General features: G+C 68.4%; 20 protein-coding genes and 1 pseudogene. 10 read left to right on the top strand and 11 right to left on the bottom strand.

Features of this window, described 5'->3' with window-relative positions; all coding sequences use genetic code 11:
• Positions 1-5: 5 nt before the first annotated feature.
• The 3 genes from G6N50_RS23680 to ipdE1 all read right to left on the bottom strand — a co-directional run bounded on the left by G6N50_RS23680 (position 6) and on the right by ipdE1 (position 3,194).
• Positions 6-1,178, bottom strand: a complete 1,173-nt coding sequence (locus tag G6N50_RS23680; RefSeq protein ID WP_083095441.1) for a DUF4878 domain-containing protein — start codon at positions 1,176-1,178, stop codon at positions 6-8.
• 82 nt (positions 1,179-1,260) lie between these two features.
• Complete coding sequence (gene ipdF, locus G6N50_RS23675) at positions 1,261-2,049, bottom strand: (5R,7aS)-5-hydroxy-7a-methyl-1-oxo-2,3,5,6,7,7a-hexahydro-1H-indene-carboxyl-CoA reductase (RefSeq protein ID WP_083095440.1); 789 nt, start codon at positions 2,047-2,049, stop codon at positions 1,261-1,263.
• A complete protein-coding gene (gene ipdE1, locus G6N50_RS23670; protein ID WP_083095439.1) occupies positions 2,046-3,194 on the bottom strand; it encodes an acyl-CoA dehydrogenase IpdE1 in 1,149 nt (382 codons plus the stop codon). The genes ipdF and ipdE1 overlap by 4 nt, the downstream gene beginning before the upstream one ends.
• Positions 3,195-3,278: 84 nt before the next feature.
• Between ipdE1 and fadD3 the strand changes: the two genes are divergently transcribed.
• The 5 genes from fadD3 to G6N50_RS23645 are packed head-to-tail and all read left to right on the top strand — an operon-like array spanning position 3,279 to position 9,079.
• Positions 3,279-4,814 carry a 3-((3aS,4S,7aS)-7a-methyl-1,5-dioxo-octahydro-1H-inden-4-yl)propanoate--CoA ligase FadD3 gene (fadD3, locus tag G6N50_RS23665; RefSeq protein WP_083095438.1) on the top strand — a complete coding sequence of 512 codons (1,536 nt, stop codon included), beginning with the start codon at positions 3,279-3,281 and terminating at the stop codon, positions 4,812-4,814.
• Positions 4,814-5,959, top strand: coding sequence for an acyl-CoA dehydrogenase family protein (locus tag G6N50_RS23660; RefSeq protein WP_083095437.1), 1,146 nt, complete (start codon positions 4,814-4,816; stop codon positions 5,957-5,959). The genes fadD3 and G6N50_RS23660 overlap by 1 nt, the downstream gene beginning before the upstream one ends.
• The gene (locus G6N50_RS23655; RefSeq protein WP_163650889.1) at positions 5,956-6,909 is read left to right on the top strand and encodes an acyl-CoA dehydrogenase family protein; all 954 of its coding nucleotides are present in this window, start codon (positions 5,956-5,958) and stop codon (positions 6,907-6,909) included. Before G6N50_RS23660 ends, G6N50_RS23655 begins: the two co-directional genes overlap by 4 nt.
• 56 nt (positions 6,910-6,965) lie before the next feature.
• Positions 6,966-7,916 (top strand): acyl-CoA dehydrogenase IpdE2, encoded by a 951-nt coding sequence (ipdE2, locus tag G6N50_RS23650; RefSeq protein WP_083095435.1) that lies wholly within the window; start codon positions 6,966-6,968, stop codon positions 7,914-7,916.
• The gene (locus G6N50_RS23645; RefSeq protein ID WP_083095434.1) at positions 7,913-9,079 is read left to right on the top strand and encodes a pyridoxal phosphate-dependent aminotransferase; all 1,167 of its coding nucleotides are present in this window, start codon (positions 7,913-7,915) and stop codon (positions 9,077-9,079) included. The genes ipdE2 and G6N50_RS23645 overlap by 4 nt, the downstream gene beginning before the upstream one ends.
• A gap of 18 nt (positions 9,080-9,097) precedes the next feature.
• Here the strand turns inward: G6N50_RS23645 and G6N50_RS23640 are convergent, their stop codons facing one another.
• A complete protein-coding gene (locus G6N50_RS23640; RefSeq protein ID WP_083095433.1) occupies positions 9,098-9,928 on the bottom strand; it encodes an arylamine N-acetyltransferase family protein in 831 nt (276 codons plus the stop codon).
• 112 nt (positions 9,929-10,040) lie between these two features.
• Here G6N50_RS23640 and G6N50_RS23635 point away from each other — a divergent pair, with 112 nt between their 5' ends.
• Entirely contained in the window at positions 10,041-10,529 is a 489-nt protein-coding gene (locus G6N50_RS23635) for a hypothetical protein (protein ID WP_179970056.1), read from the top strand.
• A gap of 7 nt (positions 10,530-10,536) precedes the next feature.
• On the opposite strand, the gene hsaB is transcribed toward G6N50_RS23635, so the two are convergent.
• The 4 genes from hsaB to hsaA are packed head-to-tail and all read right to left on the bottom strand — an operon-like array spanning position 10,537 to position 14,074.
• Entirely contained in the window at positions 10,537-11,103 is a 567-nt protein-coding gene (hsaB, locus tag G6N50_RS23630; RefSeq protein WP_083095432.1) for a 3-hydroxy-9,10-secoandrosta-1,3,5(10)-triene-9,17-dione monooxygenase reductase subunit, read from the bottom strand.
• 9 nt (positions 11,104-11,112) lie between these two features.
• Positions 11,113-12,015 (bottom strand): iron-dependent extradiol dioxygenase HsaC, encoded by a 903-nt coding sequence (gene hsaC, locus G6N50_RS23625; RefSeq protein ID WP_083095431.1) that lies wholly within the window; start codon positions 12,013-12,015, stop codon positions 11,113-11,115.
• Positions 12,012-12,890 carry a 4,5:9,10-diseco-3-hydroxy-5,9,17-trioxoandrosta-1(10),2-diene-4-oate hydrolase gene (gene hsaD / locus G6N50_RS23620; RefSeq protein ID WP_083095430.1) on the bottom strand — a complete coding sequence of 293 codons (879 nt, stop codon included), beginning with the start codon at positions 12,888-12,890 and terminating at the stop codon, positions 12,012-12,014. The genes hsaC and hsaD overlap by 4 nt, the downstream gene beginning before the upstream one ends.
• Complete coding sequence (gene hsaA / locus G6N50_RS23615) at positions 12,890-14,074, bottom strand: 3-hydroxy-9,10-secoandrosta-1,3,5(10)-triene-9,17-dione monooxygenase oxygenase subunit (RefSeq protein ID WP_083095429.1); 1,185 nt, start codon at positions 14,072-14,074, stop codon at positions 12,890-12,892. The genes hsaD and hsaA overlap by 1 nt, the downstream gene beginning before the upstream one ends.
• A gap of 158 nt (positions 14,075-14,232) precedes the next feature.
• On the opposite strand from hsaA, the gene G6N50_RS23610 reads away from it, so the two are divergent.
• Together G6N50_RS23610 and G6N50_RS23605 are read left to right on the top strand one after the other, a co-directional pair.
• Positions 14,233-15,315: a ferredoxin--NADP reductase gene (locus G6N50_RS23610; protein WP_083095428.1), complete on the top strand. Its 1,083-nt coding sequence runs from the start codon at positions 14,233-14,235 to the stop codon at positions 15,313-15,315.
• A 45-nt stretch (positions 15,316-15,360) separates the two neighbouring features.
• Positions 15,361-15,894 (top strand): hypothetical protein, encoded by a 534-nt coding sequence (locus tag G6N50_RS23605; RefSeq protein ID WP_083095427.1) that lies wholly within the window; start codon positions 15,361-15,363, stop codon positions 15,892-15,894.
• A gap of 3 nt (positions 15,895-15,897) precedes the next feature.
• Here G6N50_RS23605 and G6N50_RS23600 read toward each other — a convergent pair whose 3' ends face one another.
• Positions 15,898-16,575 (bottom strand): Rossmann-fold NAD(P)-binding domain-containing protein, encoded by a 678-nt coding sequence (locus tag G6N50_RS23600; RefSeq protein ID WP_232068824.1) that lies wholly within the window; start codon positions 16,573-16,575, stop codon positions 15,898-15,900.
• Between the two features lie 19 nt (positions 16,576-16,594).
• On the opposite strand from G6N50_RS23600, the pseudogene G6N50_RS23595 reads away from it, so the two are divergent.
• Positions 16,595-16,876, top strand: a pseudogene (locus G6N50_RS23595) (TetR family transcriptional regulator); the annotation flags it as partial.
• Here the strand turns inward: G6N50_RS23595 and G6N50_RS23590 are convergent.
• Positions 16,873-19,008, bottom strand: coding sequence for an acyl-CoA dehydrogenase (locus G6N50_RS23590; RefSeq protein ID WP_083095426.1), 2,136 nt, complete (start codon positions 19,006-19,008; stop codon positions 16,873-16,875). The pseudogene G6N50_RS23595 and the gene G6N50_RS23590 overlap by 4 nt on opposite strands.
• A 337-nt stretch (positions 19,009-19,345) precedes the next feature.
• Here G6N50_RS23590 and kstR point away from each other — a divergent pair, with 337 nt between their 5' ends.
• Positions 19,346-19,945 (top strand): cholesterol catabolism transcriptional regulator KstR, encoded by a 600-nt coding sequence (kstR, locus tag G6N50_RS23585; RefSeq protein ID WP_083095425.1) that lies wholly within the window; start codon positions 19,346-19,348, stop codon positions 19,943-19,945.
• A 6-nt stretch (positions 19,946-19,951) separates the two neighbouring features.
• Here kstR and G6N50_RS23580 read toward each other — a convergent pair whose 3' ends face one another.
• A complete protein-coding gene (locus G6N50_RS23580) occupies positions 19,952-21,040 on the bottom strand; it encodes a LacI family DNA-binding transcriptional regulator (protein WP_083095424.1) in 1,089 nt (362 codons plus the stop codon).
• Between the last annotated feature and the right edge of the window lie 108 nt (positions 21,041-21,148).

The raw sequence follows: 21,148 nt of genomic DNA, 5'->3' as shown, positions 1-21,148 counted from the left end.
GAGCGTCAGCGCAGCGAGACCGCCGGTGGGTTCTGCGACTCGTCGGCGTTGCCGGACACGAACGCGTTCACCACGCTCGTCTTGGTGCCGCCCGAGCGGGTCTGGGCCGTCAACGGGAAGTTGACCGACCCGGAGAAGGACGCCTCGAGACGGAAGGGGTCGAAGAGGTTGATCTTGATGCCACTGATGTCCGGCTTGCCCCACGCCGCGGTCCCGTCCACCAGGTCGTAGTCGAAGGCGTGCTGGGGGCAGTCGGCCGGTCGAAGTTGGTTCGAGTTCGCGCAATTCGCCAGCGCCGCCGAGATCGCCGAGCTGGTCGCAGACAACCCCTTGTCGCTGAGTTTGAATTCCAGGTCGTTGAAATACGCCCCCGATGCCGTCAGATTGTCAAGCAGGAAGGGCTTTTTGGGGTTGACGGCCAAATTCGGGTTGCTGCTGCCGACGCCCAGCCACCCGGGAAAGACGTACACCGGCGCGGTGCCGACGGGCTTGCCGAAGAACGTCGCGGTTTTGACGGCGGCCTGCTCGATGCCCGCGTTCAGCGTGTCCACCTTGATCGCGGCGTGGTCGAGCTTCCAGTCGTTGCCGGCCTTCTTGATCGACATGGTCACGTCGGAGGTGTTGTCGCCGAACTTCGCCGAAACGTGCACCTGCCCGAAACCAAAGCTGTGAGCGGAGTTGTCGTCGAGGATCTTGATGTCGGTGATCGGCCACCGCGCGATCTGCCGTTTGAGGATGTCGTCGGTCAGAAACTCTTTCGACGCCGGCTGGTCGGTGCTGTAGGTCAGCGCGGCCTGCGCGTCCCCGCGGGCGAGCGCTTCCAGGTAGCCCTTGGCGGCGTCACCGGCGCTGCCCGATCCGCCGCCGCTGCTGACCGCGATCACGGCGATGACGATCACGACGAGCACGGCGGCGGCCACGCTCAGCCCGATGATCAACGGCTTGCGATTGCGTCGACCGGGACCACCGTGCGGCCCGTCGAAGTGGGCGACGGTGACCGGCGGTGGCGAGGACCACGGCCCGTACGCGGGCTGCTCGAAAGGGGTGGCCTGGCCTGGTTGCCCCCACTGGTGCGGCCAGCCGGCGTCGGATTGCCAGGGGGCGCCCGGAGGCTGGCCGGGGGTGCTTGCGGGACTCGGGTTCTCACCCCACGGCCGGTGACCCGGTCCTTCGCTCACAGCACCCTCCCACCTGCCTCAACCGCGTTGGTCGACAATTGTAAACACGTCGCGGCCACGCGCTAGTCAGCGATATCGCAGCTCACGGGTGCTGGCTGGATACCGAGATGACCTCGCCGGTGAGGTAGCTGGAGTAGTCGCTGGCGAGAAACGCGATGGTGGCCGCCACCTCCCACGGCTCGGCGGCCCGCCCGAAGGCCTCGCCGGCCGACAGCCGGTCGAGCAACTCCGACGACGACGTCTTCTCCAGGAACTTGTGCCGCGCGATGCTCGGCGACACCGCGTTGATCCGGACGTCGTACTCGGCGGCTTCGATTGCGCTGCAACGGGTCAGCGCCATCACCCCGGCCTTGGCGGCGGCATAGTGCGACTGCGAGTGCTGGGCACGCCAGCCCAGGACGCTGGCGTTGTTGACGATCACCCCGCCGTGCGGCGCCTCGCGGAAGTAGCGCAGCGCCGCGCGGGTGGCGCGAAACACCGACGTGAGGGTGACGTCCAGGACGCGGTCCCATTCCTCGTCGGTCATGTCGACCACCGGCGTCTGGCCGCCCAGCCCGGCGTTGTTGACCAGGACGTCGATGCGTCCCATCCGCGCGGTAGCCGATGCGAACAGCGCGTCGATCTGTGCGGTGGACGTGACGTCGCACAGCACGCTTTCGACCCGGCCCTGCCCGAGTGCGGCGAGCTCTTGGGCGGTCTCCCCCAACCGGCGTTCGTGGTGATCCGAGATCACCACGTCAGCCCCCTCGGCCAGCATCCGCCGTGCGGTCGACGCGCCGATGCCGGTGCCCGCGGCAGCGGTCACGACCACGACCTTGCCCTGCAAAAGTCCGTGTCCGGCAATCTCTTTGGGGGCTTCGGACAGACTCATCCTTTGACCTCTCGAGGTAGGCCGAGCACCCGCTCGGCGATGATGTTGCGCTGGATCTCGTTGGACCCGCCGTAGATGGTGTCGGCGCGGGTGAATAGGAACAGCCGCTGCCATTCGTCGAATTCGCCGTCGGACAGCGTCAGCCCCGGCTTGCCGATCACGTCCATGGCCAGCTCACCCAGACTGCGATGCCAGTTGGCCCACAACAACTTCGACACGTTGTCCTGGCCGGGCTGCTCGACGTCCATGGTGGCCAGGGCGTAGCTGCGCATGGCCCGCAGGCCCGTCCACGCCCGGGTCAGCCGCTCGCGGATGAACGGGTCGTCGGCGGCACCGGTGCGCTGGGCAAGCTCGGCCAGGTTGGAAAGCTCACGTGCGTAACGGATTTGCTGTCCGAGTGTCGACACGCCGCGCTCGAAGGTCAGCGTGCCCATGGCAACCCGCCAGCCGTCCCCGGGCTCGCCGACCACCAGGTCGGCCGCGGTGCGGGCGTCGTCGAAGAACACCTCGTTGAATTCCGAGTCGCCGGTCAGCTGGATGATCGGTCGCACTTCGGCGCCCGGTTGGTCCAGCGGCACCAGCAGATACGACAGGCCGGCGTGCCGCTTGGAGCCCTTCTCGGTGCGCGCGACCACGAAGCACCACTGCGCCCAGTGCGCCAGCGACGTCCACACCTTCTGGCCGTTGATCACCCACTCGTCGCCGTCCAGTTCGGCGGTCGTCGCCACGTTGGCCAGGTCGCTCCCGGCGCCCGGCTCCGAATAGCCTTGGCACCACAGCTCGGTGACATCGAGGATCTTCGGCAGGAAACGCTGCTGCTGCTCGGGCGTCCCGAAGGCGATCAACGTCGGGCCGAGCAGCTCCTCGCCGAAGTGATTGACCTTGTCCGGGGCGTCGGCCTTGGCGTACTCCTCGTAGAAGGCGACCCGGTGCGCGGTCGACAGACCCCGGCCGCCGTGCTCTACCGGCCAGCCCAGGCAGGTCAGGCCGGCCTTGGCCAGGTGCTGATTCCATGCCCGGCGCTCTTCGAACGCCTCGTGCTCGCGTCCAGGCCCACCGAGACCCTTGAGAGCTGCGAATTCGCCGACCAGATTGTCGGCGAGCCACTGCCGGACCTCCGCCCGGAACTCCTCGACGTCCTGCATGCCCTGTAGGCTAACCTACCAAGCACTTGCTTTGTTAGGCCGTCGCCGACTGCAGGCCGCGGACCGAAGTTCGAGGAGCATCCGATGACCGACGATCCGCGCACGGTGCCCGCGGCGCTGGATCGTTTTGCGGGCCAACTCCCCGACCACGACGCGTTGATCACCGAAGACCGGTCCTTCACCGCCGCCGCGCTGCGCGACGAGGTGCACCGGGCCGCCGCCGCCCTCATCGACCTCGGCGTGCGGGCGGGCGACCGGGTGGCCATCTGGTCCCCGAACACCTGGCACTGGGTGGTGGCCTGCCTGGCCATCCACCACGCCGGGGCCACGATGGTGCCGCTGAACACCCGCTACACCGCCGACGAGGCCAGCGACATCCTGGCCCGCACCGGCGCGCCGGTGCTGTTCGGGATGGGCCGATTCCTGGGCCACGACCGCGTCGCCGACCTGGACCGTGCGGCGCTGCCCGCGCTGCGGCACATCGTGCGGATCCCGGTCGACGCCGACGACGGGACGTGGGACGAATTCATCGCCCGCGGCGGCGACCTCGACGCGGTCGCCGCCCGTGCGTCCGCCGTCGAACCCGACGACGTCAGCGACATCCTCTTCACGTCCGGTACGACCGGCCGCAGCAAAGGCGTGCTGTGCGCGCACCGGCAATCGCTGTCGGCCTCGGCGGCCTGGGCGGCGAACGGCAAGATCACCAGCGACGACCGCTACCTGTGCATCAACCCGTTCTTCCACAACTTCGGCTACAAGGCCGGCATCCTGGCCTGCCTGCAGACCGGTGCGACGCTGATCCCCCACCTGACCTTCGACCCGCTGCGCGCGCTGCAAGCCATCGAGCGGCACCGCATCACCGTGCTGCCCGGGCCGCCCACCATCTACCAGACCCTGCTGGACCACCCGGCACGCAACGACTACGACCTGAGCTCGCTGCGGTTCGCGGTGACCGGGGCCGCGACCGTGCCGGTCGTCCTGGTCGAACGCATGCAATCCGAACTCGACATCGACATCGTGCTGACCGCCTACGGGCTGACCGAGGCCAACGGCATGGGAACCATGTGCCGCGCCGACGACGACGCGGTCACCGTCGCCACCACCTGCGGACGTCCGTTCGCCGACTTCGAATTACGCATCGACGCAAGCACTCCCGGCGAAGAGGGCGAGGTCCTGCTGCGCGGGCCGAACGTGATGCTGGGCTACCTCGAAGACCCGGAGGCCACCGCGGCCGCCATCGACACCGACGGGTGGCTGCACACCGGTGACATCGGCGCCGTCGACGCCGCCGGCAACCTGCGCATCACCGACCGGCTGAAAGACATGTATATCTGCGGCGGATTCAACGTCTACCCCGCCGAGGTCGAGCAGGTACTGACCCGGATGGACGGCGTGGCCGACGCCGCGGTGATCGGGGTTCCCGACGAACGGCTCGGCGAAGTCGGCCGGGCGTACTTGGTCACCCGGCCCGGCGCCGAACTCGACGAACAATCCGTGATCGCTTACGCCCGTGAGCATTTAGCGAACTTCAAGGCACCGCGGTTGGTGCGGTTCGTCGACGCGTTGCCGCGCAATGCGGGCGGCAAGGTGCTCAAACCACAACTGCGAGAGCAAGGCTGATGGATCTGGAACTGGACGAAGACACCTTGGCCTTCCAGGCGGAGGTGCGGGAATTCCTGTCGGCCAACGCCGATTCGATCCCGACGAAGTCGTATGACAACGCCGAAGGCTTTGACCAGCATCGGCATTGGGACCGCGTGTTGTTCGACGCCGGCCTGTCGGTGATCACCTGGCCGAAGAAGTACGGGGGCCGCGACGCGCCGCTGCTGCACTGGGTGGTGTTCGAGGAGGAGTACTTCCGGGCGGGGGCGCCGGGCCGGGCCAGCGCCAACGGCACCTCGATGCTCGCGCCGACGCTCTTCGCGCACGGCACCGAAGAACAGCGCGACCGGATCCTGCCGAAAATGGCCAGCGGGGAAGAGATCTGGGCCCAGGCGTGGTCGGAGCCCGAATCCGGCAGCGACCTGGCGTCGCTGCGCTCCACCGCCACCCAGACCGACGGCGGCTGGCTGCTCAACGGCCAGAAGATCTGGAGCTCGCGAGCGCCGTTCGCCGAGAGCGGTTTTGGGCTCTTCCGCTCCGACCCCGGCGCCGAGCGGCACAACGGCCTGACGTACTTCATGTTCGATCTGAAGGCCAAGGGCGTCACGGTCCGGCCCATCGTCCAACTGGGCGGCGACACCGGCTTCGGCGAGATCTTCCTCGACGACGTCTTCGTGCCCGACGAGGACGTGATCGGCACCCCGCACGAGGGCTGGCGGGCGGCCATGAGCACCTCGAGCAACGAGCGCGGCATGTCGCTGCGCAGCCCGGCCCGCTTCCTGGCCACCGCCGAGCGGCTGGTGCAGCTGTGGAAGGACAGCGGCTCACCGGACGCATTCGCCGACCGGGTCGCCGACGGCTGGATCAAGGCGCAGGCCTACCGGCTGCAGACCTTCGGCACGGTGACCCGGCTGGCCCTCGGCGGCGAGCTGGGCGCCGAATCGTCGGTGACCAAGGTGTTCTGGTCTGACCTCGACGTCGAATTGCACCAGACCGCCCTGGATCTGCTCGCCGCCGACGGGGAGCTCGCGAGCCGGTGGACCGAGGGTCTGCTGTTCGCGCTGGGTGGCCCGATCTACGCCGGCACCAACGAGATTCAGCGCAACATCATCTCCGAGCGGTTGCTGGGACTGCCGCGCGAAAAGCCGGGGGGCAAGAAGTGAAATTTGCGCTAGACGAACAGCAGCGCGACTTCGCGGCCAGCATCGACGCGGCGCTCGGCGCGGCGGACCTGCCCGGCGCGGTGCGCGCCTGGTCCGCGGGAGATACCGCACCGGGACGCAAGGTCTGGGAGCAGTTGGCCAACCTCGGCGTCACTGCCCTGGCCGTGCCGGAGAAATTCGACGGCATCGAGGCCGATCCGGTCGACCTGGTCGTGGCCGTCGAGCGCCTCGGGCGGTGGTGCGTACCGGGGCCGGTGGTCGAATCCATCGCTGTGGCACCGGTCTTGCTCGCCTCCGACGATCACGCCGAGCGCTGCGCCGCACTGGCGTCCGGTGAGCTGATCGCCACCGTCGCGCTGCCGCCGCAGACACCGCGCGCCGTCTCCGCCGAGGTGGCCGGTCTGGTGCTGCTGGCCACCGAGGAGGGTGTTACCGAGGCGACACCGGGTGACGTACACGAGTCCGTTGACCCCAGCCGAAAGCTCTCCGACGTGGCCGCGACCGGCAGAAGCTGGCAGGTTCCGAAAGGAATAGTCAAGCGCGCCTACCAGTTCGGCGCATTGGCGACCGCGGCGCAGCTGATCGGGGCGGCCGAGGCGCTGCGCGACGGTGCGGTCGACTACGCCAAGCAACGCACCCAGTTCGGCCGGGTGATCGGCTCGTACCAGGCGATCAAGCACAAGCTCGCCGACGTGCACATCGCCATCGAGCTGGCCCGGCCGCTCGTGTATGGCGCGGCCCTGACGATGGACCCGCGCGACGTCAGCGCGGCCAAGGCGGCCGCATCCGAGGCGGGCCTGCTGGCGGCGCGCTCGGCGCTGCAGACCCACGGCGCAATCGGTTTCACCCAGGAGCACGACCTGTCGCTGTTGCTGCTGCGGGTGCAGGCACTGCGATCCGCGTGGGGGACGCCGGAGGAACATCGGCGGCGAGTGCTGGAGGCGCTATGAGTGCGATGAGTCGCGCCGCGACGATGCAGAGGAAGCGATGAGAAGGAGCGGCGCCCATGAGTGAAGAACGGCAGATGCTGGCCGAGACGGTCGCCGCCCTGGTCGCCAAGCACGCCGCGCCGGCGGCGGTGCGTTCGGCCATGGAATCCGACCGCGGCTACGACGAATCGCTATGGCAGCTGCTGTGCGAACAGGTCGGCGCCGCGGCGCTGGTGATACCCGAGGAGTTGGGCGGCGCGGGCGGCGAATTAGCTGATGCCGCAGCCGTTTTGCAGGAGCTGGGCCGCGCCCTGGTGCCCTCTCCGCTGCTGGGCACCACGCTGGCCGAGCTGGCGCTGCTGAGCGCGACCGAGCCGGACGCCGCGACGCTGGAAGGCCTGGCCGAGGGCGCCTCGATCGGCGCGCTGGTGCTCGACGCCGACTACGTCGTCAACGGCGACATCGCCGACGTCGTGGTCGCCGTCGAGGACGGACAGCTGAGCAGGTGGACCCGATTCGCCGCGGAGCCCGTCACCACGATGGACCCGACCCGGCGCCTGGCACGCCTGGCAGCCGAGGAAACCGAGCCGATCGGCACCGACCCGGGCCTGGCGGACAAGGCGGCCGTCCTGTTGGCGGCCGAGCAGATCGGCGCCGCCGAACGCTGCCTGGAACTAACCGTCGAATACGCCAAGGAGCGAGAGCAATTCGGCCGGCCGATCGGTAGTTTCCAGGCGCTCAAGCACCGGATGGCCGACCTGTACGTCACCGTCGCCGCGGCGAAGGCCGTCGTCGCTGATGCCTGCGATGACCCCACCCCCACCAACGCCGCAGCCGCCCGCCTTGCGGCCACCGAGGCGCTGAACACCGTGGCCGCCGAAGGCATCCAACTGCACGGCGGCATCGCGATCACCTGGGAACACGACATGCACCTGTACTTCAAGCGTGCCCACGGCAGTGCACACCTGCTCGATTCGTCGCAAGAACTGCTTAAGCGACTGGAATCCGAGGTACTCAACACGCCGTGACCGACCGTGTCTCGCTGCGCGCCGGCATCCCACCGTTCTATGTGATGGATGTCTGGCTGGCGGCCGCGGAACGGCAGCGCAGCCACGGCGACTTGGTCAACCTGTCAGCGGGTCAGCCCAGCGTGGGAGCGCCCGAGCCGGTGCGAGCGGCCGCGGCCGCCGCAGTGCATTCCAACGAGCTGGGTTACTCGGTGTCGTTGGGCACCCCCGAACTGCGTGCCGCGATCGCCGCGGACTACCAACGCCAACACGGGCTCGACGTCGAACCCGACGCGGTGGTGATCACCACGGGCTCCTCGGGTGGCTTCCTGCTCACCTTTCTGGCCTGCTTCGACGTCGGCGATCGGGTGGCGCTGGCCAGCCCCGGCTACCCGTGCTACCGAAACATCCTGTCGGCATTGGGATGCGAGGTGGTGGAAATCCCCTGCGGACCACAAACCCGCTTCCAGCCGACCGCGCAGATGCTCGCCGAGCTCGATCCCCCGGTGCAGGGTGTCATCGTCGCAAGCCCGGCCAACCCCACCGGCACGGTCATCGAGCCGGCCGAGCTGGCCGCCATCGCCTCCTGGTGCGACGCGTCCGGGGCGCGGCTGATCAGCGACGAGGTCTACCACGGTTTGGTCTATCAAGGAGCTCCGCAGACCAGCTGCGCGTGGCAGACATCGCGAAACGCCGTGGTGGTCAACAGCTTTTCGAAGTACTACGCGATGACCGGCTGGCGGCTGGGCTGGCTGCTGGTGCCATCCGAGCTGCGCCGCGCGGTGGATTGCCTCACCGGGAACTTCACCATCTGCCCGCCGGTGCTGTCGCAACTCGCCGCGGTGGCGGCCTTCACCCCGGAGGCGACCGCCGAAGCCGACGGCCACCTGCACCACTACGCGACCAACCGCTCCTTGGTGCTCGACGGGCTGCGCAGCATCGGCGTCGAGCGGCTGGCCCCGACCGACGGCGCGTTCTACGTATATGCCGACGTCTCGGGTTTCACCGACAACTCGATCGCGTTCTGCTCAAAGTTGTTGGAAGAGACCGGCGTTGCGATCGCACCGGGAATCGACTTCGACACCGCGCGCGGAAATTCGTTCGTGCGGCTGTCCTTCGCGGGCCCTACGAACGACATCGAGGAAGCCGTGCGCCGCCTCGGCCCCTGGCTTTCATCCCGCTAGCGACGGCGGACGGGTCGCCTACGCGTCGAGCACCCGCTCGATGTGCGCCTCAAGCGCTCCGCGGTCGCCGATGCCCGTAACGTCGATGCCGAACCGCTCACCGAGGACGTCGACGACCGCCGCCGCGTCGTCGAGGCGGATCTTCTCGCTACCGTCGGCGCGGTGGATGGTCAGGTTCCGGCCGGCCAGGTTGTACCGCGCGTCGTCGGTGGTCAGCGCCGCCATCAGGCCGGTCACGAATATCGACGACGGGTGCGTGGAGACATACCAGCTGCCCACCTTCAGATCGACCTGCGGCACGGTCTGGGTGCCGAATACGTACAGCGGCTGCCATTCGCCCCGGACCAGCGCTTGCAGGACCAGGCCGTCACCGCGGTCGTTCAGCCGGTACGGCTCGTGTGTGGTCTGCTGGGCGTTCCCGGTCTGCAAGCGAATGGGAGAGGTCAGCGTCTGGCCACCGAAGCCGACGTCGACCAGAAACGAACCCTGCGAGCCCGGGAACGTCACCGCCAGCACCGTGTGCGTCTGGGCTCCGGGCGGCGTGTCGGGCGGCAGCATCCACACCACCCGGCCGGCCAACCGCCGCACCCGGAACCCGATCTCGGCGAGCGCGTAGCCCATCAGCCCATTTTGCTCGTAGCAGTAGCCCCCGCGGCGCCGGTGGACCAGCTTGTCGGTCAGGGCTTCCGGGCTCAGGTCGTGGACCGGCACTCCCGTCAGCGGATCAAGGTTCTCGAACGGGATCGAGGCGGTGTGCGCGGTCATCAGATCCTGCAGCACCTCGAGGGTCGGCTCGGCGGCGCCCCGGTAGCCGATGCGGATGAAGTACGCGTCGAGATCCAGCGTCATGACCCCATTCTGGCCCGTGGTGTCGGGCCGAAGCGGTGGTTTCAATCGTGCCGAATGCGGCAACCCGCCGAATTGGGCCTTAGAGCTCCCCTTACCGACAACGGAGCCCATCATGAACACCGTCTGGATCGTCATCGCCGTAGTTGTGGCTGTCCTGGTGATCGCCGCGCTCGTCATCGCGGCCCGCGCCGCGACCAGGCGCCGCCACCAGCGGGAGGCCGAGAAACTTCGCGAACAGGCCAAGCTGGAAACCGCCAAGGTCGAGCGCCGCGAGGCGCTGGCCGCCGAGACGGCCGCGAAAGCACGTGCCGCGCAGGCGGAAGCCGAGGCCAAGGCGGCAGAGGCCGCCCGGCTGCAGGACCGGGCGTCGGCGCATCAGACGGAAGCCGCGTCCTCGCGCCAACAGCTGGACGAGCAATGGCAGCGTGCCGAGAGCCTCGACCCGAGGGTGAAGGCCGAAAAGGACGCGGCTGCCGGCGAGGTCGGCCCCGACCGCGACGCCGCGTGGAGCCAGGAGCAGCCGATCCCGGACAACTCCCCCACGGTGAACCTGTCGGGCGAACACCGCGACGCGGGGACCCAGCGCGGCGCGACCACGTAGCAAGCCGCTACAGCCAGGTGTCCTGGGTGGTGGTCGTCAGGAACGCTTCCAGGTCGTCGCGCCACTGCGCCGGCGTCGTCTTGTCCGGTTCGATGCCGGTGTATTCACCGCGATAGAACAACAGCGGCCGCGGCTTGATCTTGGGGGCCTCCGAAAGCGATTGCACCGCACCGAAAACCACGAAGTGATCGCCGCCGTCATGCGCGGAAGCCACCGTGCAGTCGATGTAGGCCAGTGAACCGTCGATGATCGGTGATCCGAGTTCGGAAGGGTGCCAGTCGATCCCGGCGAACTTGTCGGGCTCCTTGGAGCCGAAGCGGGCCGAGACGTGCTTCTGCTGCTCGGTCAGCATGTTGACGCAGAACTGGCCGCTGGCCTCGATGGCCTTCCACGACCGCGACACCTTGGTGGGGCAGAACAGCACCAGCGGCGGATCAAGCGACAGCGCCGCGAAGGATTGGCAGGCGAAGCCGACCGGAACGTCCTCGTGCACGGTGGTGATGATGGTGATCCCGGTGCAGAACTGGCCGAGCACGCTGCGGAACGTGCGCGGATCGATCGGCGCGGCAGTCATACCCCGAATTTAACCCTTGAAGCCGACGCTGAAGTCGTGGCCCCACAGGCTGATCGCGGTGCTCTCCCGGGCGATCCAGTCGTCGTCTGCGACTCTCCTTCCCTCACAACCGAATTCGACGTCGAATCCACTTGGCGTCTTCATGTAGAAGGACAGCATCAGGTCGTTGACGTGGCGGCCCAGGGTCGCCGACATCGGCACCTTCTTACGCAGCGCCCGGTCCAGGCACAGCCCGACATCGTCGGAATTCTCGACCTCGACCATCAGGTGGACGATGCCGCTGGGGGTCTGTCCGGGCATGAAGGCCAGGCTGTGGTGGCGAGGGTTGCAGCCCAGGAACCGCAGCCAGGCCGGCGGTCCGTCGGCGGGACGGCCGACCACCTGGGGCGGCAGCCGCATCGAGTCACGCAGCTTGAAGTCCAGCACGTCGCGGTAGAAGTGCAGCGTCTCTTCGTCATCCCGGGTGGTCAGCACCACGTGCCCCAGGCCCTGCTCCTCGGTGACGAACTTGTGTCCGTACGGGCTGACCACCCGGCGGTGTTCGAGGGCCGCCCCGTGGAAGACCTCCAGGCAGTTGCCGGACGGGTCGGCGAACCGGATCATCTCGTCCACCCGGCGATCGGCCAGCTCGGCGGCGGTGGCCTCCTTGTAGGGCGCGCCCTCGATGTCGAGCCGGTTCCGGATCTCTTGCAGGCCAGCGGCGTTCGCGCACTCCCAACTGGCCTCGATGAGCCGGTCCTGCTCGCCGGGCACGATCACCAGCCGGGCGGGAAAATCGTCCATCCGCAGATACAGCGCGCCCTCGCCTGTGCCATTGCCCTCAACCATGCCGAGGACCTTCAGGCCGTACTCGCGCCAGGCCGCCATGTCGGTGGCCTCGATACGCAGATAGCCCAGAGAACGGATGCTCATCGCGCACCTCCCAGGAAATCGATGGTGAGCCTGTTGAACTCGTCGAATTTCTCCACCTGCGCCCAGTGCCCACATTGCCCGAAAACGTGAAGCTGGGCGCGCGGAATGGTTTTCAGTGCGACCAACGCACCGTCCAGCGGGTTGACCCGGTCCTCGCGGCCCCAGATCAGCAGCACCGGCTGACGCAGCCGGTGCACCTCGCGCCACATCATGCCGAGCTCGAAATCGGCTCCGGCGAACGACATTCCCATCGCCCGCGTCGCCGTCAGCGATTCGGGCGTGCTGGCCAGCTCGAAACGCTGGTCGATCAATTCGTCGGTGATCAGTTTCTGGTCGTAGACCATCACCCGCAGAAACGCCTCGAGGTTTTCGCGGGTGGGTTCGGCGGAGAACTTGCCCAGTCGTTTGACGCCCTCGGTCGGGTCGGGGGCGAACAGGTTGACGCTCACCCCGCCGGGCCCCATCAGCACCAGGCGTCCGGCGTGGTCGGGGTAGTCGAGGGCGAACCGCACCGCGGTGCCACCCCCGAGCGAATTGCCAACCAGCGGAACACGTCCCAGGCCCAGCTGATCGAAGAGACCCGCCAGGGCCCGCGCCGCGTAGTGGTTGAACTGGCCGTGCTCGGCGCGCTTGTCGGAGTGGCCGTACCCGGGCTGGTCGACGGCCAGCACGTGGAATTGCTTGGCCAGCACCGGGATGTTACGCGAGAAGTTGGTCCAACTCGCCGCGCCCGGGCCGCCACCGTGCAGCAGCACCACCGTCTGCTCGTTGCCTTCGCCCGCTTCGTGGTAGTGCAGCTTGAGCGGACCGTCGACGTCAACCTCGGCGTACCGCGAAGTCGATTCGAAGGTTATCTCTTCGGTTGCCGAGGTCATCAGACCATCGTGTCGCCCGGGGGCAACCCGAACTCGTTGTTCCCGAAGATCTGGTAGGCCCGCTCGGGGTCGTTGGCCGCATGCACCCGGCCGGCGTGTGCGTCGCGCCAGAACCGTTGCACCGGTTGGTCGTTGCCCAGGGCGGTGGCTCCGGAGGCCTCGAACAGCCGGTCGATGGAGGCGATCGCACGCCCGGTGGCGCGCACCTGGTCACGGCGGGCGCGGGCACGCAGATCGAACGGGATCTCCTTGCCGGCGGACAGCAGCGCGTACTCGTCGGCGACGTTGCCGCTCAGCTGGCGCCACGCCGCGTCGATGTCGCTGGCCGCCTCGGCGATGCGGACCTTGGCGAACGGGTCGTCCTTGGCCTTTTCGCCGGCGAACGCCGCCCGCACCCGCTTGCCCTGATGCTCGACGTGCGCGTCGTATGCCCCGTAGGCCATGCCGACGATCGGCGCCGAGATGGTGGTGGGATGCATTGTGCCCCAGGGCATCTTGTAGACGGCGGCGGTGTTGGTCTGATATCCGCCCGCGGTGCCGTCATTCATCGCCTTGTAGGACAAGAACCGGTGCCGCGGCACGAAGACGTCCTTGACGACGACGGTGTTGCTGCCGGTGCCCCGCAGGCCGACGACGTGCCACACGTCGTCGATGCGGTACTCGCTGCGCGGGATCAGGAACGAGCCGAAGTCGACCGGGCGGCCGTCCTTGATCACCGGTCCGCCGAGGAACGCCCACGTGGCGTGGTCGCAGCCCGAGGACCAGTTCCACGATCCGTTGACCAGGTAGCCGCCGTCGGTCACCACGCCCGCGCCCATCGGAGCGTACGACGACGAGACCCGGGTCGCCGGGTCCTCGCCCCAGACCTCCTCCTGCGCCTGCTGGTCGAACAGGGCCAGGTGCCAGTTGTGCACGCCGATGATCGAGCTCACCCAACCGGTGGATCCACACGCGCTGGCCAGCCGCCGGACCGCCTCGTAGAACAGCGCCGGATCGCACTGCAACCCGCCCCACTGCTCGGGCTGCAACAGGGTGAAGAAGCCCACCTCCTGCAGATCCTGGACGGTCTCGTCGGGGAGCCGCCGCAGATCTTCCGTCGCCTGAGCGCGTTCCCGGATCCGCGGGAGCAGATCATCGATGCCAGCCAAAACCGACTGCGCATCACGCTGTTGAATGGACGTCACTTACGTTTGCCTCCTGCGCCAGACTTACTCAGCGGACTTACACCAGAGACTAGAACACGTTCCGATTTGTGTCGAGCAGGGTATTCCTGCGGCTGGTAGCGATACGAATCCACTTTTCTGTAACATGTTCTAGTTGCGACGAAAGGAAGGGACGGGCCTTGACCGAGGCGATTCCCGACGAGCCACTCGGTGACCACGTCCTTGAACTGCAGGTCGCCGAGGTCATCGACGAGACCGACGACGCGCGGTCGCTGGTGTTCGCGGTACCGGACGACGCCGGAGACCCCGACATCCCGCCCGAGCGGCTCCGGTACGCGCCGGGCCAGTTCTTGACGCTGCGCGTTCCCAGCGAGCGCACCGGGTCGGTGGCCCGCTGCTATTCGTTGTGCAGCTCGCCGTTCACCGGCGATGCGCTCACGGTCACGGTCAAACGCACGGCGGACGGTTACGCGTCCAACTGGCTGTGCGACCACGCGCACAAGGGCATGCGGATCCACGTGCTGGCCCCGTCCGGCAACTTCGTGCCCAAAACGCTGGGCGACGACTTCCTGCTGATGGCCGCGGGCAGTGGGATCACCCCGATCATGTCGATCTGCAAGTCGGCGCTGGCCGAGGGCGGCGGGCAGGTGACGCTGGTCTACGCCAACCGCGACGACCGCTCGGTGATCTTCGCCGACGCGCTGCGCGAGCTGTCCGCCAAATATCCCGACCGGCTGACGGTGCTCCACTGGCTGGAATCGCTGCAGGGCCTGCCCGGCGTGACCGCGCTGGCCAAGCTGGCCGCCCCCTACACGGATCGGCCCGTCTACATCTGCGGCCCGGGCGCCTTCATGGATTCAGCGAAAGAAGCGCTGGAAACGCTGAAAGTTCCTGCGCCGCAGATCCATATCGAAGTGTTCAAGTCGCTGGACTCCGATCCGTTCGCGGCGGTGAAGATCGAGGACACCCCGGAGGGTGACGAGCCGCCGGCGACCGCGGTGGTGGAACTCGACGGCGAAACCCACACCGTGTCGTGGCCGCGCAACGCCAAGTTGCTCGATGTGCTGCTGGCCAAGGGCCTCGACGCGCCCTTCTCCTGCCGCGAGGGTCACTGCGGTGCGTGTGCCTGCACGTTGCGCGGCGGCAAGGTGAGCATGGAAGTCAACGACGTGCTCGAGCAGCAGGATCTCGACGAGGGCCTGATCCTGGCCTGTCAATCTCACCCCGAATCTGATTCGGTAGAAGTCACCTACGACGAGTAGTCGCGGGTTAAGTTCACCCTGGGGTCGGAGCGAAGGGGAGCATCGATGATGCGGCTGGTATCGGGATTCGCGGTCGTCGCAGTGCTGCCGATGTTTCTGCCGGCCGGTGTGTGCGCGGCGGCGAGCAACACCGCCACCACGCTGTTCCCGTTGGACGGACCCAACCAGCTGGAGACGCGGGCCATCCTCAACTGCTTCAAGGCCGACGGCCATTGCGACTTCACCGCCGGGGCCGACATGCTGACGCCGGACGGGGTGACCGGCTTCCCGCCCGGGCTGTGGGCCCGGCAAACCACCGAGATCCGGTCCTCGAACCGGTTGGCCTACCTCGATGCGCACGCCGACGACCAGTATGAGCGGGTGCACAAGTCGATGGGTTCCGACGAGATCACCACGATCTACATGGGCGAGGGCCCGCCGGAGAAGTACCAGACGCACGGGCGCATCGACTCCACCGATTGGCAGACGGGCCAGCCCAAGACGGACAACAACGTCATCGCGTGCACCCACATCCAGGTGGTCTACTCCGGGGTCAACATCACGTCCCCGAGCACCTGCGCGGTGACCACGTTCTCCTGACCCCTACTCGGCGTAGGCACCAGTCTCCAGGTCTTCGAGCAGGCTTGGACCGGTCGGCTTCCAGCTGAATCGTTGGCGGGTCAGCGCGCTGGACGAGGGCTGGTCGGCGGCCGAGATGGGGCCGAGCGGTCCGAAGCTCTCGGCCGGGGCGGGCTCGGCGGGTAGACCGAGGCGGCGGCCGATCACCTCGGCGATCGCCCGCATCGGATCCCCCTCGTCACCCACCGCGTGCGGTACCGAGCCGGGCGGGGCCTGTTCGAGGGCGAGCCGGAACAACGTCGCGGTGTCGTCCCGATGCACGGCCGGCCAGCGTTGGGCGCCGTCGCCGACGTAGGCCGACACACCGCGCTGTCGCGCGGCCTGAATCAGCATGCCGGCGAAGCCGTAGCGCCCGCCGGCGTCGTGGACCGACCGCGGCAGCCGCACCACGGCCGACCGGACGCCGCGCTCGGCGAGTTCGACGACTGCCTGTCCGGTGCGGCCGCGCCCGGCCATCGGCCCCTCGACGTTGAACGGATCGTCTTCGGTGCTGGGACGTCCGGGCACCGCCGGGGTGCCGTTCGCGAGCACCAGCGGCTTGCCGGTGCCGACCAGCGCGGCGCCGAGCGCGGCCACCGCACGGGCTTCGTCGCCGATCGCGTCCCCGGCACGGGTGAAGTCGTGCGAGAACGCCAGGTACACAACGCCGTCCGTTTTGCCGGCCGCGGAGCTCGCGCCCCGGCTCAAGGCCGCGATCGCCGCCAGCGCCGAACTTCAAGAACGCAACGCGCTCAAGCAGATTGGGCTGGCGCAGGCGATGGTCCACGCGCTGCAGGCGCGCGGCGTGCCCGAGCCGACCGCCCTGTTGGCCGCCGAGCTCGGTGCGCTGGCGTTCCAATCGGCCTACGCCCGCTGGGCCGAACCGGGCGAAAGCGGAGACCTGGGCTCCATGACATGCGAGGCGTTAGACGAATTACGTTCTGCCGCATCGGATCTCAGCTAGCGCGGCAAACCGAGAAGCCGCTCGGCGGCGACGGTGAGCAGGATCTGCTCGGTGCCGCCGGCGATGGTGAGGCAGCGGGTGTTGAGGAAGTCGAACACCGCCTGGTTGTGCACCAGGCCGCCGCCCTCGGACACGTCCATCGTGTATTCGGCCAGGGCCTGGCGGTAGCGGACCCCGATGAGCTTGCGCACGCTGGACTGCGCCCCGGGATCTTGGCCGCCCACGGCCAGCTGAGCGATCCGCTGATCCAGCAGCGCGCCGGTCTGCGCGGCGATGATCAACCGTCCCAACCGGTCTTGCTCCGCGGCGTCGAGGTCGAGCTCGGCGAGCAGCTTGAGCAGCTCCTCCATCGGGTTGCCCAGCGCCGTTCCGTTGGCCATCGCGACCCGCTCGTTGGCCAGCGTGGTGCGGGCCAGCCGCCAGCCGTCGTTCACCTCGCCGACGACCAGTTCGTCGGGAACGAACACGTTGTCCAGGAACACCTCGTTGAACAGGGAGTCACCGGTGATCTCGCGCAGCGGGCGGATCTCGATGCCCGGCGAGCTCATCTCCACCAGGAAGTAGGTGATGCCTTTGTGTTTCGGCGCGTCCGGATCGGTGCGGGCCAGGCACACGCCCCAGCGCGCCTTGTGCGCCGCCGACGTCCACACCTTCTGCCCGGTCAGGTTCCAGCCGCCCTCGGTCCGGACCGCCTTGGTGCGCAGCGACGCCAGGTCCGAGCCGGCTCCCGGCTCGGAAAACAGCTGACACCATAGGAATTCGCCCCGGGTGGTGCCCGGCACAAAGCGCTCGACCTGTTGCGGCGTGCCGTGCTCGAGGATGGTCGGCGCGGCCCACCAGCCGATCACCAGATCGGGCCGGGCCACCCCGGCCGCCGCCAGCTCCTGATCGATCAGCAGCTGCTCGGCCGGGCCCGCGCCGCGCCCGTAGGGCGGCGGCCAGTGCGGCGCCTGCAGGCCCGCCTCGGCCAGCGCGGCCTGCCGCTCCTGCTCGGGCAGGTCCGCGATCTTGGCGACGGCGGCGGTGATCTCCGGCCGCTGATCCTCGACCTCGCTCAGGTCGATACCCAACCGGCGTCGCACCCCGCCCTGAGTCAGCGCGGTGATGCGGCGCAGCCAGGTCTCGGCCCCGCCCAGGAATCGGCCGATGGCGTGCGCCCGGCGCAGGTACAAGTGCGCGTCGTGCTCCCACGTGCAGCCGATACCGCCGAGCACCTGGATGCAGTCCTTGACGTTGGCCTTCACCGCGGCGATGCCGGTGCCCGCGGCCAGGGCCGCGGCGATGGAGAACTGGGATTCGTCGCCCTCGGCGGCGGCGCGCGCGGCATCGGCGGCGGCCACCTCGGCCTGCTCGGCACGGCACAGCATCTCGGCGCAGATGTGCTTGATGGCCTGGAAGCTGCCGATCGGCTTGCCGAACTGCTCGCGGACCTTGGCGTAGTCGACGGCGGTCTCCAGCGACCATCGGGTGATGCCGGCCGCCTCGGCCGCCAGCACCGTCGCGGCCAGCTCCTCGACGCGGTCGGGGGTGTCCGACACGACCGTGGCAGGGGCCGAGTCCAGCACCACCCGCGCCAACGGCCGGGAGAAGTCGGTGGCCCGCAGGGGTTCGATCTGCGCGCCCTCGCCGCCGGTGTCGATCAGCAGCCACTTCCCGTCGGCCGGCGCCAACAGGACGGCGCCGTCGGCGACGCCCAGCGCGAACGGCAGGCTCCCCGAGGCCTTCGACGTCGCGCCGTCGAACCGAATGTCACCCTGCAGCGCCAGCCCGGCGAAGCGCTCCCCGGCGGCCAGCGCCGCCAGCAGCTCCGGGTCCGACCCAGCCTCGGAGAGGACCAAGGTGGCCAGCGCGGTGGTGGCGACCGGGCCGGGAACCAGCGCTTTGGCCGCCTCCTCGACCATCGCGCACAGGTCTTCGATGCTGCCGCCCGCCCCGCCTGACTCCTCCGGGATCGCGACACCGAAGATCCCCAGCTCGGCCAGCCGGGAGAACACCGGCCGCCAGGCGTCGGACTTGCCCTGCTCCACGTCGCGGATCGCCGCGGTGCCACCCGGCCCCGACGTCGAATTGCGGGCCCAGTCGCGCACCAGGGCGCGCGCGGCAAACTGCTCGTCGGTGACGGTCGCTACCACCCTGAGGACCTCCGCGTCCTTGACTCGACGGGGCCCGCGGACCCCTGTCTTGATTGTGCGATCACCCGCAAGCGGGTATCTCTTCCACCACGGATTGGCACGCAACCCGCTCCCCGCACACTAGAACGTGTTCTAATAGTGCCAGTGATCGACCGTCAAGTCGAACGGCATTACAGCAGCACATGCGCTTGTCCGCGGCGGTGTGGAGGTGGGAAATTAACACGCAGAATGCGTATCGTTTGCAAACGAACCGCGCGGAACAGGAGCAAACCGTCACATGCCAGCCAACGCAAATTCGAGCCGAGTTTCTGACTCGCAGCCGCGCGAGGTCATAAACGTGGCGGTACTGGCGGAGTCCGAACTGGGGTCGGAGGCGCAGCGGGAACGCCGCAAGCGCATCTTGGATGCCACCATGGCCATCGCCTCCAAGGGCGGCTACGAGGCGGTTCAGATGCGGGCGGTGGCCGATCGCGCCGATGTCGCGGTGGGGACCCTGTATCGGTATTTCCCGTCGAAGGTGCACCTGCTGGTGTCGGCGTTGGGCCGCGAGTTCAGCCGCATCGACGCCAAGACCGACCGCTCGGCGATGGCCGGGGGCACGCCCTTCCAGCGACTCAACTTCATGGTGGGCAAGCTCAACCGCGCGATGCAACGCAATCCCCTGCTGACCGAGGCGATGACGCGTGCCTACGTGTTCGCCGACGCGTCGGCCGCCAGCGAGGTCGATCAGGTCGAGAAGCTCATCGATTCGATGTTCGCGCGCGCGATGGCCGACGGCGAACCGACCGAAGACCAGTACCACATCGCCCGGGTGATCTCGGACGTGTGGCTGTCGAATCTGCTGGCGTGGCTGACCCGGCGGGCCTCGGCCACCGACGTCAGCAAGCGGCTGGACCTGGCCGTGCGGCTGCTGATCGGCGACCAGGACTCCACATAGCCCGGCTCAGGCCGGCGGACCGGCGGTGCGGCCCCGGACGAGCTCGGTGTCCAGGAGCTCGACGGCCGGCAGGCCCGGCGTGCCTGTCCGTGGCGGCTTCAACAACAGCTCGCCCGCCCGGCGGCCCTTCTGCAGGCTGGGCTGCGACACCGTCGTCAGGCCGCGGTTGATGGCGTCGGGAACGCCGTCGAATCCGGTGACGGTCATCTGGCCGGGCACGTAAATGCCATGTGCCCGGAGGTAATCCATCGCGGACAGCGCCAAGATGTCCGCGGTGCACATGAGCGCGGTGATCCGCGGATTGGCCTCCAGCGCCACCTTGGCTGCCGCGCCGCCCGATTCGGGTAGGTGCTCGTAGCTTTCCACCACGGTCAGCGAATCGGGGTCGACGCCGGCGGCCGTCATCGCCTCCCACACGCCGATGATGCGCTCGCGTTGCACGTCGAAGGTCGGCGAGCGCAACCGGTCGGTGCCCACCAGGCCCTGGCGCCGGTCGCGGCCCAGCCGCATGGTCAGCAGCCCGATCTCGCGATGCCCCAACCCCAGCACATAGTCGGCGAGCTCGCGCATCGCCGCCCTGTCGTCGATGCCCACCCGCGAAACGCCGGCCAGCCCCTTGGGTTGGTCGACCACCACGACCGGCAGCCGGCGCTGCAGCACCACTTGCAGGTAGGGATCCTCGTCGCACACCGAATACACCACGAAGCCGTCCACCCCGGCCGAAAGCACCGCGGCGGAACCGTCTTTGAGGCTGCGACTGGGCCCGACGGCCACCAGCAGCAGCCCCTGCCCCAGCGCTTCGCACGACTGCGCCACCCCGGTGACGAAGTCCCGCGCGGCGGGGTCGCTGAAGAAGTAGGTCAGGGGTTCGGCCATCACCAGACCGACCGCGCCGGCCTTGCGGGTCCGCAACGATCGCGCCACCGGGTCGGGCCCGGCGTACCCCAGCCGCTTGGCCGTCGCGAGCACGCGCTCGCGGAGGTCCGGGGAGAGCTGATCGGGCCGGTTAAAGGCATTCGAGATCGTCGTGCGCGAAACGTTGAGCTCGTCCGCCAGCGACGCCAGAGTCGCACGCCGGCGCGGTGTGGGACTCACGTTCGGTGAGGCTACAGCGGATCGGGGCCCGCGCGTACGCGCTTCCCACTTGCGGCTTTGTAATGGAAACGATTTTCATTAGTATGTAGGATCGGCCGACTGGCCGGC

Source organism: Mycobacterium mantenii (genome assembly GCF_010731775.1).
Lineage (GTDB): Bacteria > Actinomycetota > Actinomycetes > Mycobacteriales > Mycobacteriaceae > Mycobacterium > Mycobacterium mantenii.
This window is presented reverse-complemented; position numbering and strand designations above follow the sequence as displayed.

What these genes read in the sequence shown, in the direction of transcription:
- ipdE2 (WP_083095435.1), top strand. Translation starts at nt 6,966, where the DNA reads ATGAGTGAAGAACGGCAGATGCTGGCCGAGACGGTCGCCGCCCTGGTC.
- G6N50_RS23605 (WP_083095427.1), top strand. Translation starts at nt 15,361, where the DNA reads ATGATGCGGCTGGTATCGGGATTCGCGGTCGTCGCAGTGCTGCCGATG.
- fadD3 (WP_083095438.1), top strand. Translation starts at nt 3,279, where the DNA reads ATGACCGACGATCCGCGCACGGTGCCCGCGGCGCTGGATCGTTTTGCG.
- G6N50_RS23640 (WP_083095433.1), bottom strand. Translation starts at nt 9,928, where the DNA reads ATGACGCTGGATCTCGACGCGTACTTCATCCGCATCGGCTACCGGGGC.
- G6N50_RS23635 (WP_179970056.1), top strand. Translation starts at nt 10,041, where the DNA reads ATGAACACCGTCTGGATCGTCATCGCCGTAGTTGTGGCTGTCCTGGTG.
- ipdF (WP_083095440.1), bottom strand. Translation starts at nt 2,049, where the DNA reads ATGAGTCTGTCCGAAGCCCCCAAAGAGATTGCCGGACACGGACTTTTG.
- hsaB (WP_083095432.1), bottom strand. Translation starts at nt 11,103, where the DNA reads ATGACTGCCGCGCCGATCGATCCGCGCACGTTCCGCAGCGTGCTCGGC.
- hsaD (WP_083095430.1), bottom strand. Translation starts at nt 12,890, where the DNA reads ATGACCTCGGCAACCGAAGAGATAACCTTCGAATCGACTTCGCGGTAC.
- G6N50_RS23660 (WP_083095437.1), top strand. Translation starts at nt 4,814, where the DNA reads ATGGATCTGGAACTGGACGAAGACACCTTGGCCTTCCAGGCGGAGGTG.
- ipdE1 (WP_083095439.1), bottom strand. Translation starts at nt 3,194, where the DNA reads ATGCAGGACGTCGAGGAGTTCCGGGCGGAGGTCCGGCAGTGGCTCGCC.
- hsaC (WP_083095431.1), bottom strand. Translation starts at nt 12,015, where the DNA reads ATGAGCATCCGTTCTCTGGGCTATCTGCGTATCGAGGCCACCGACATG.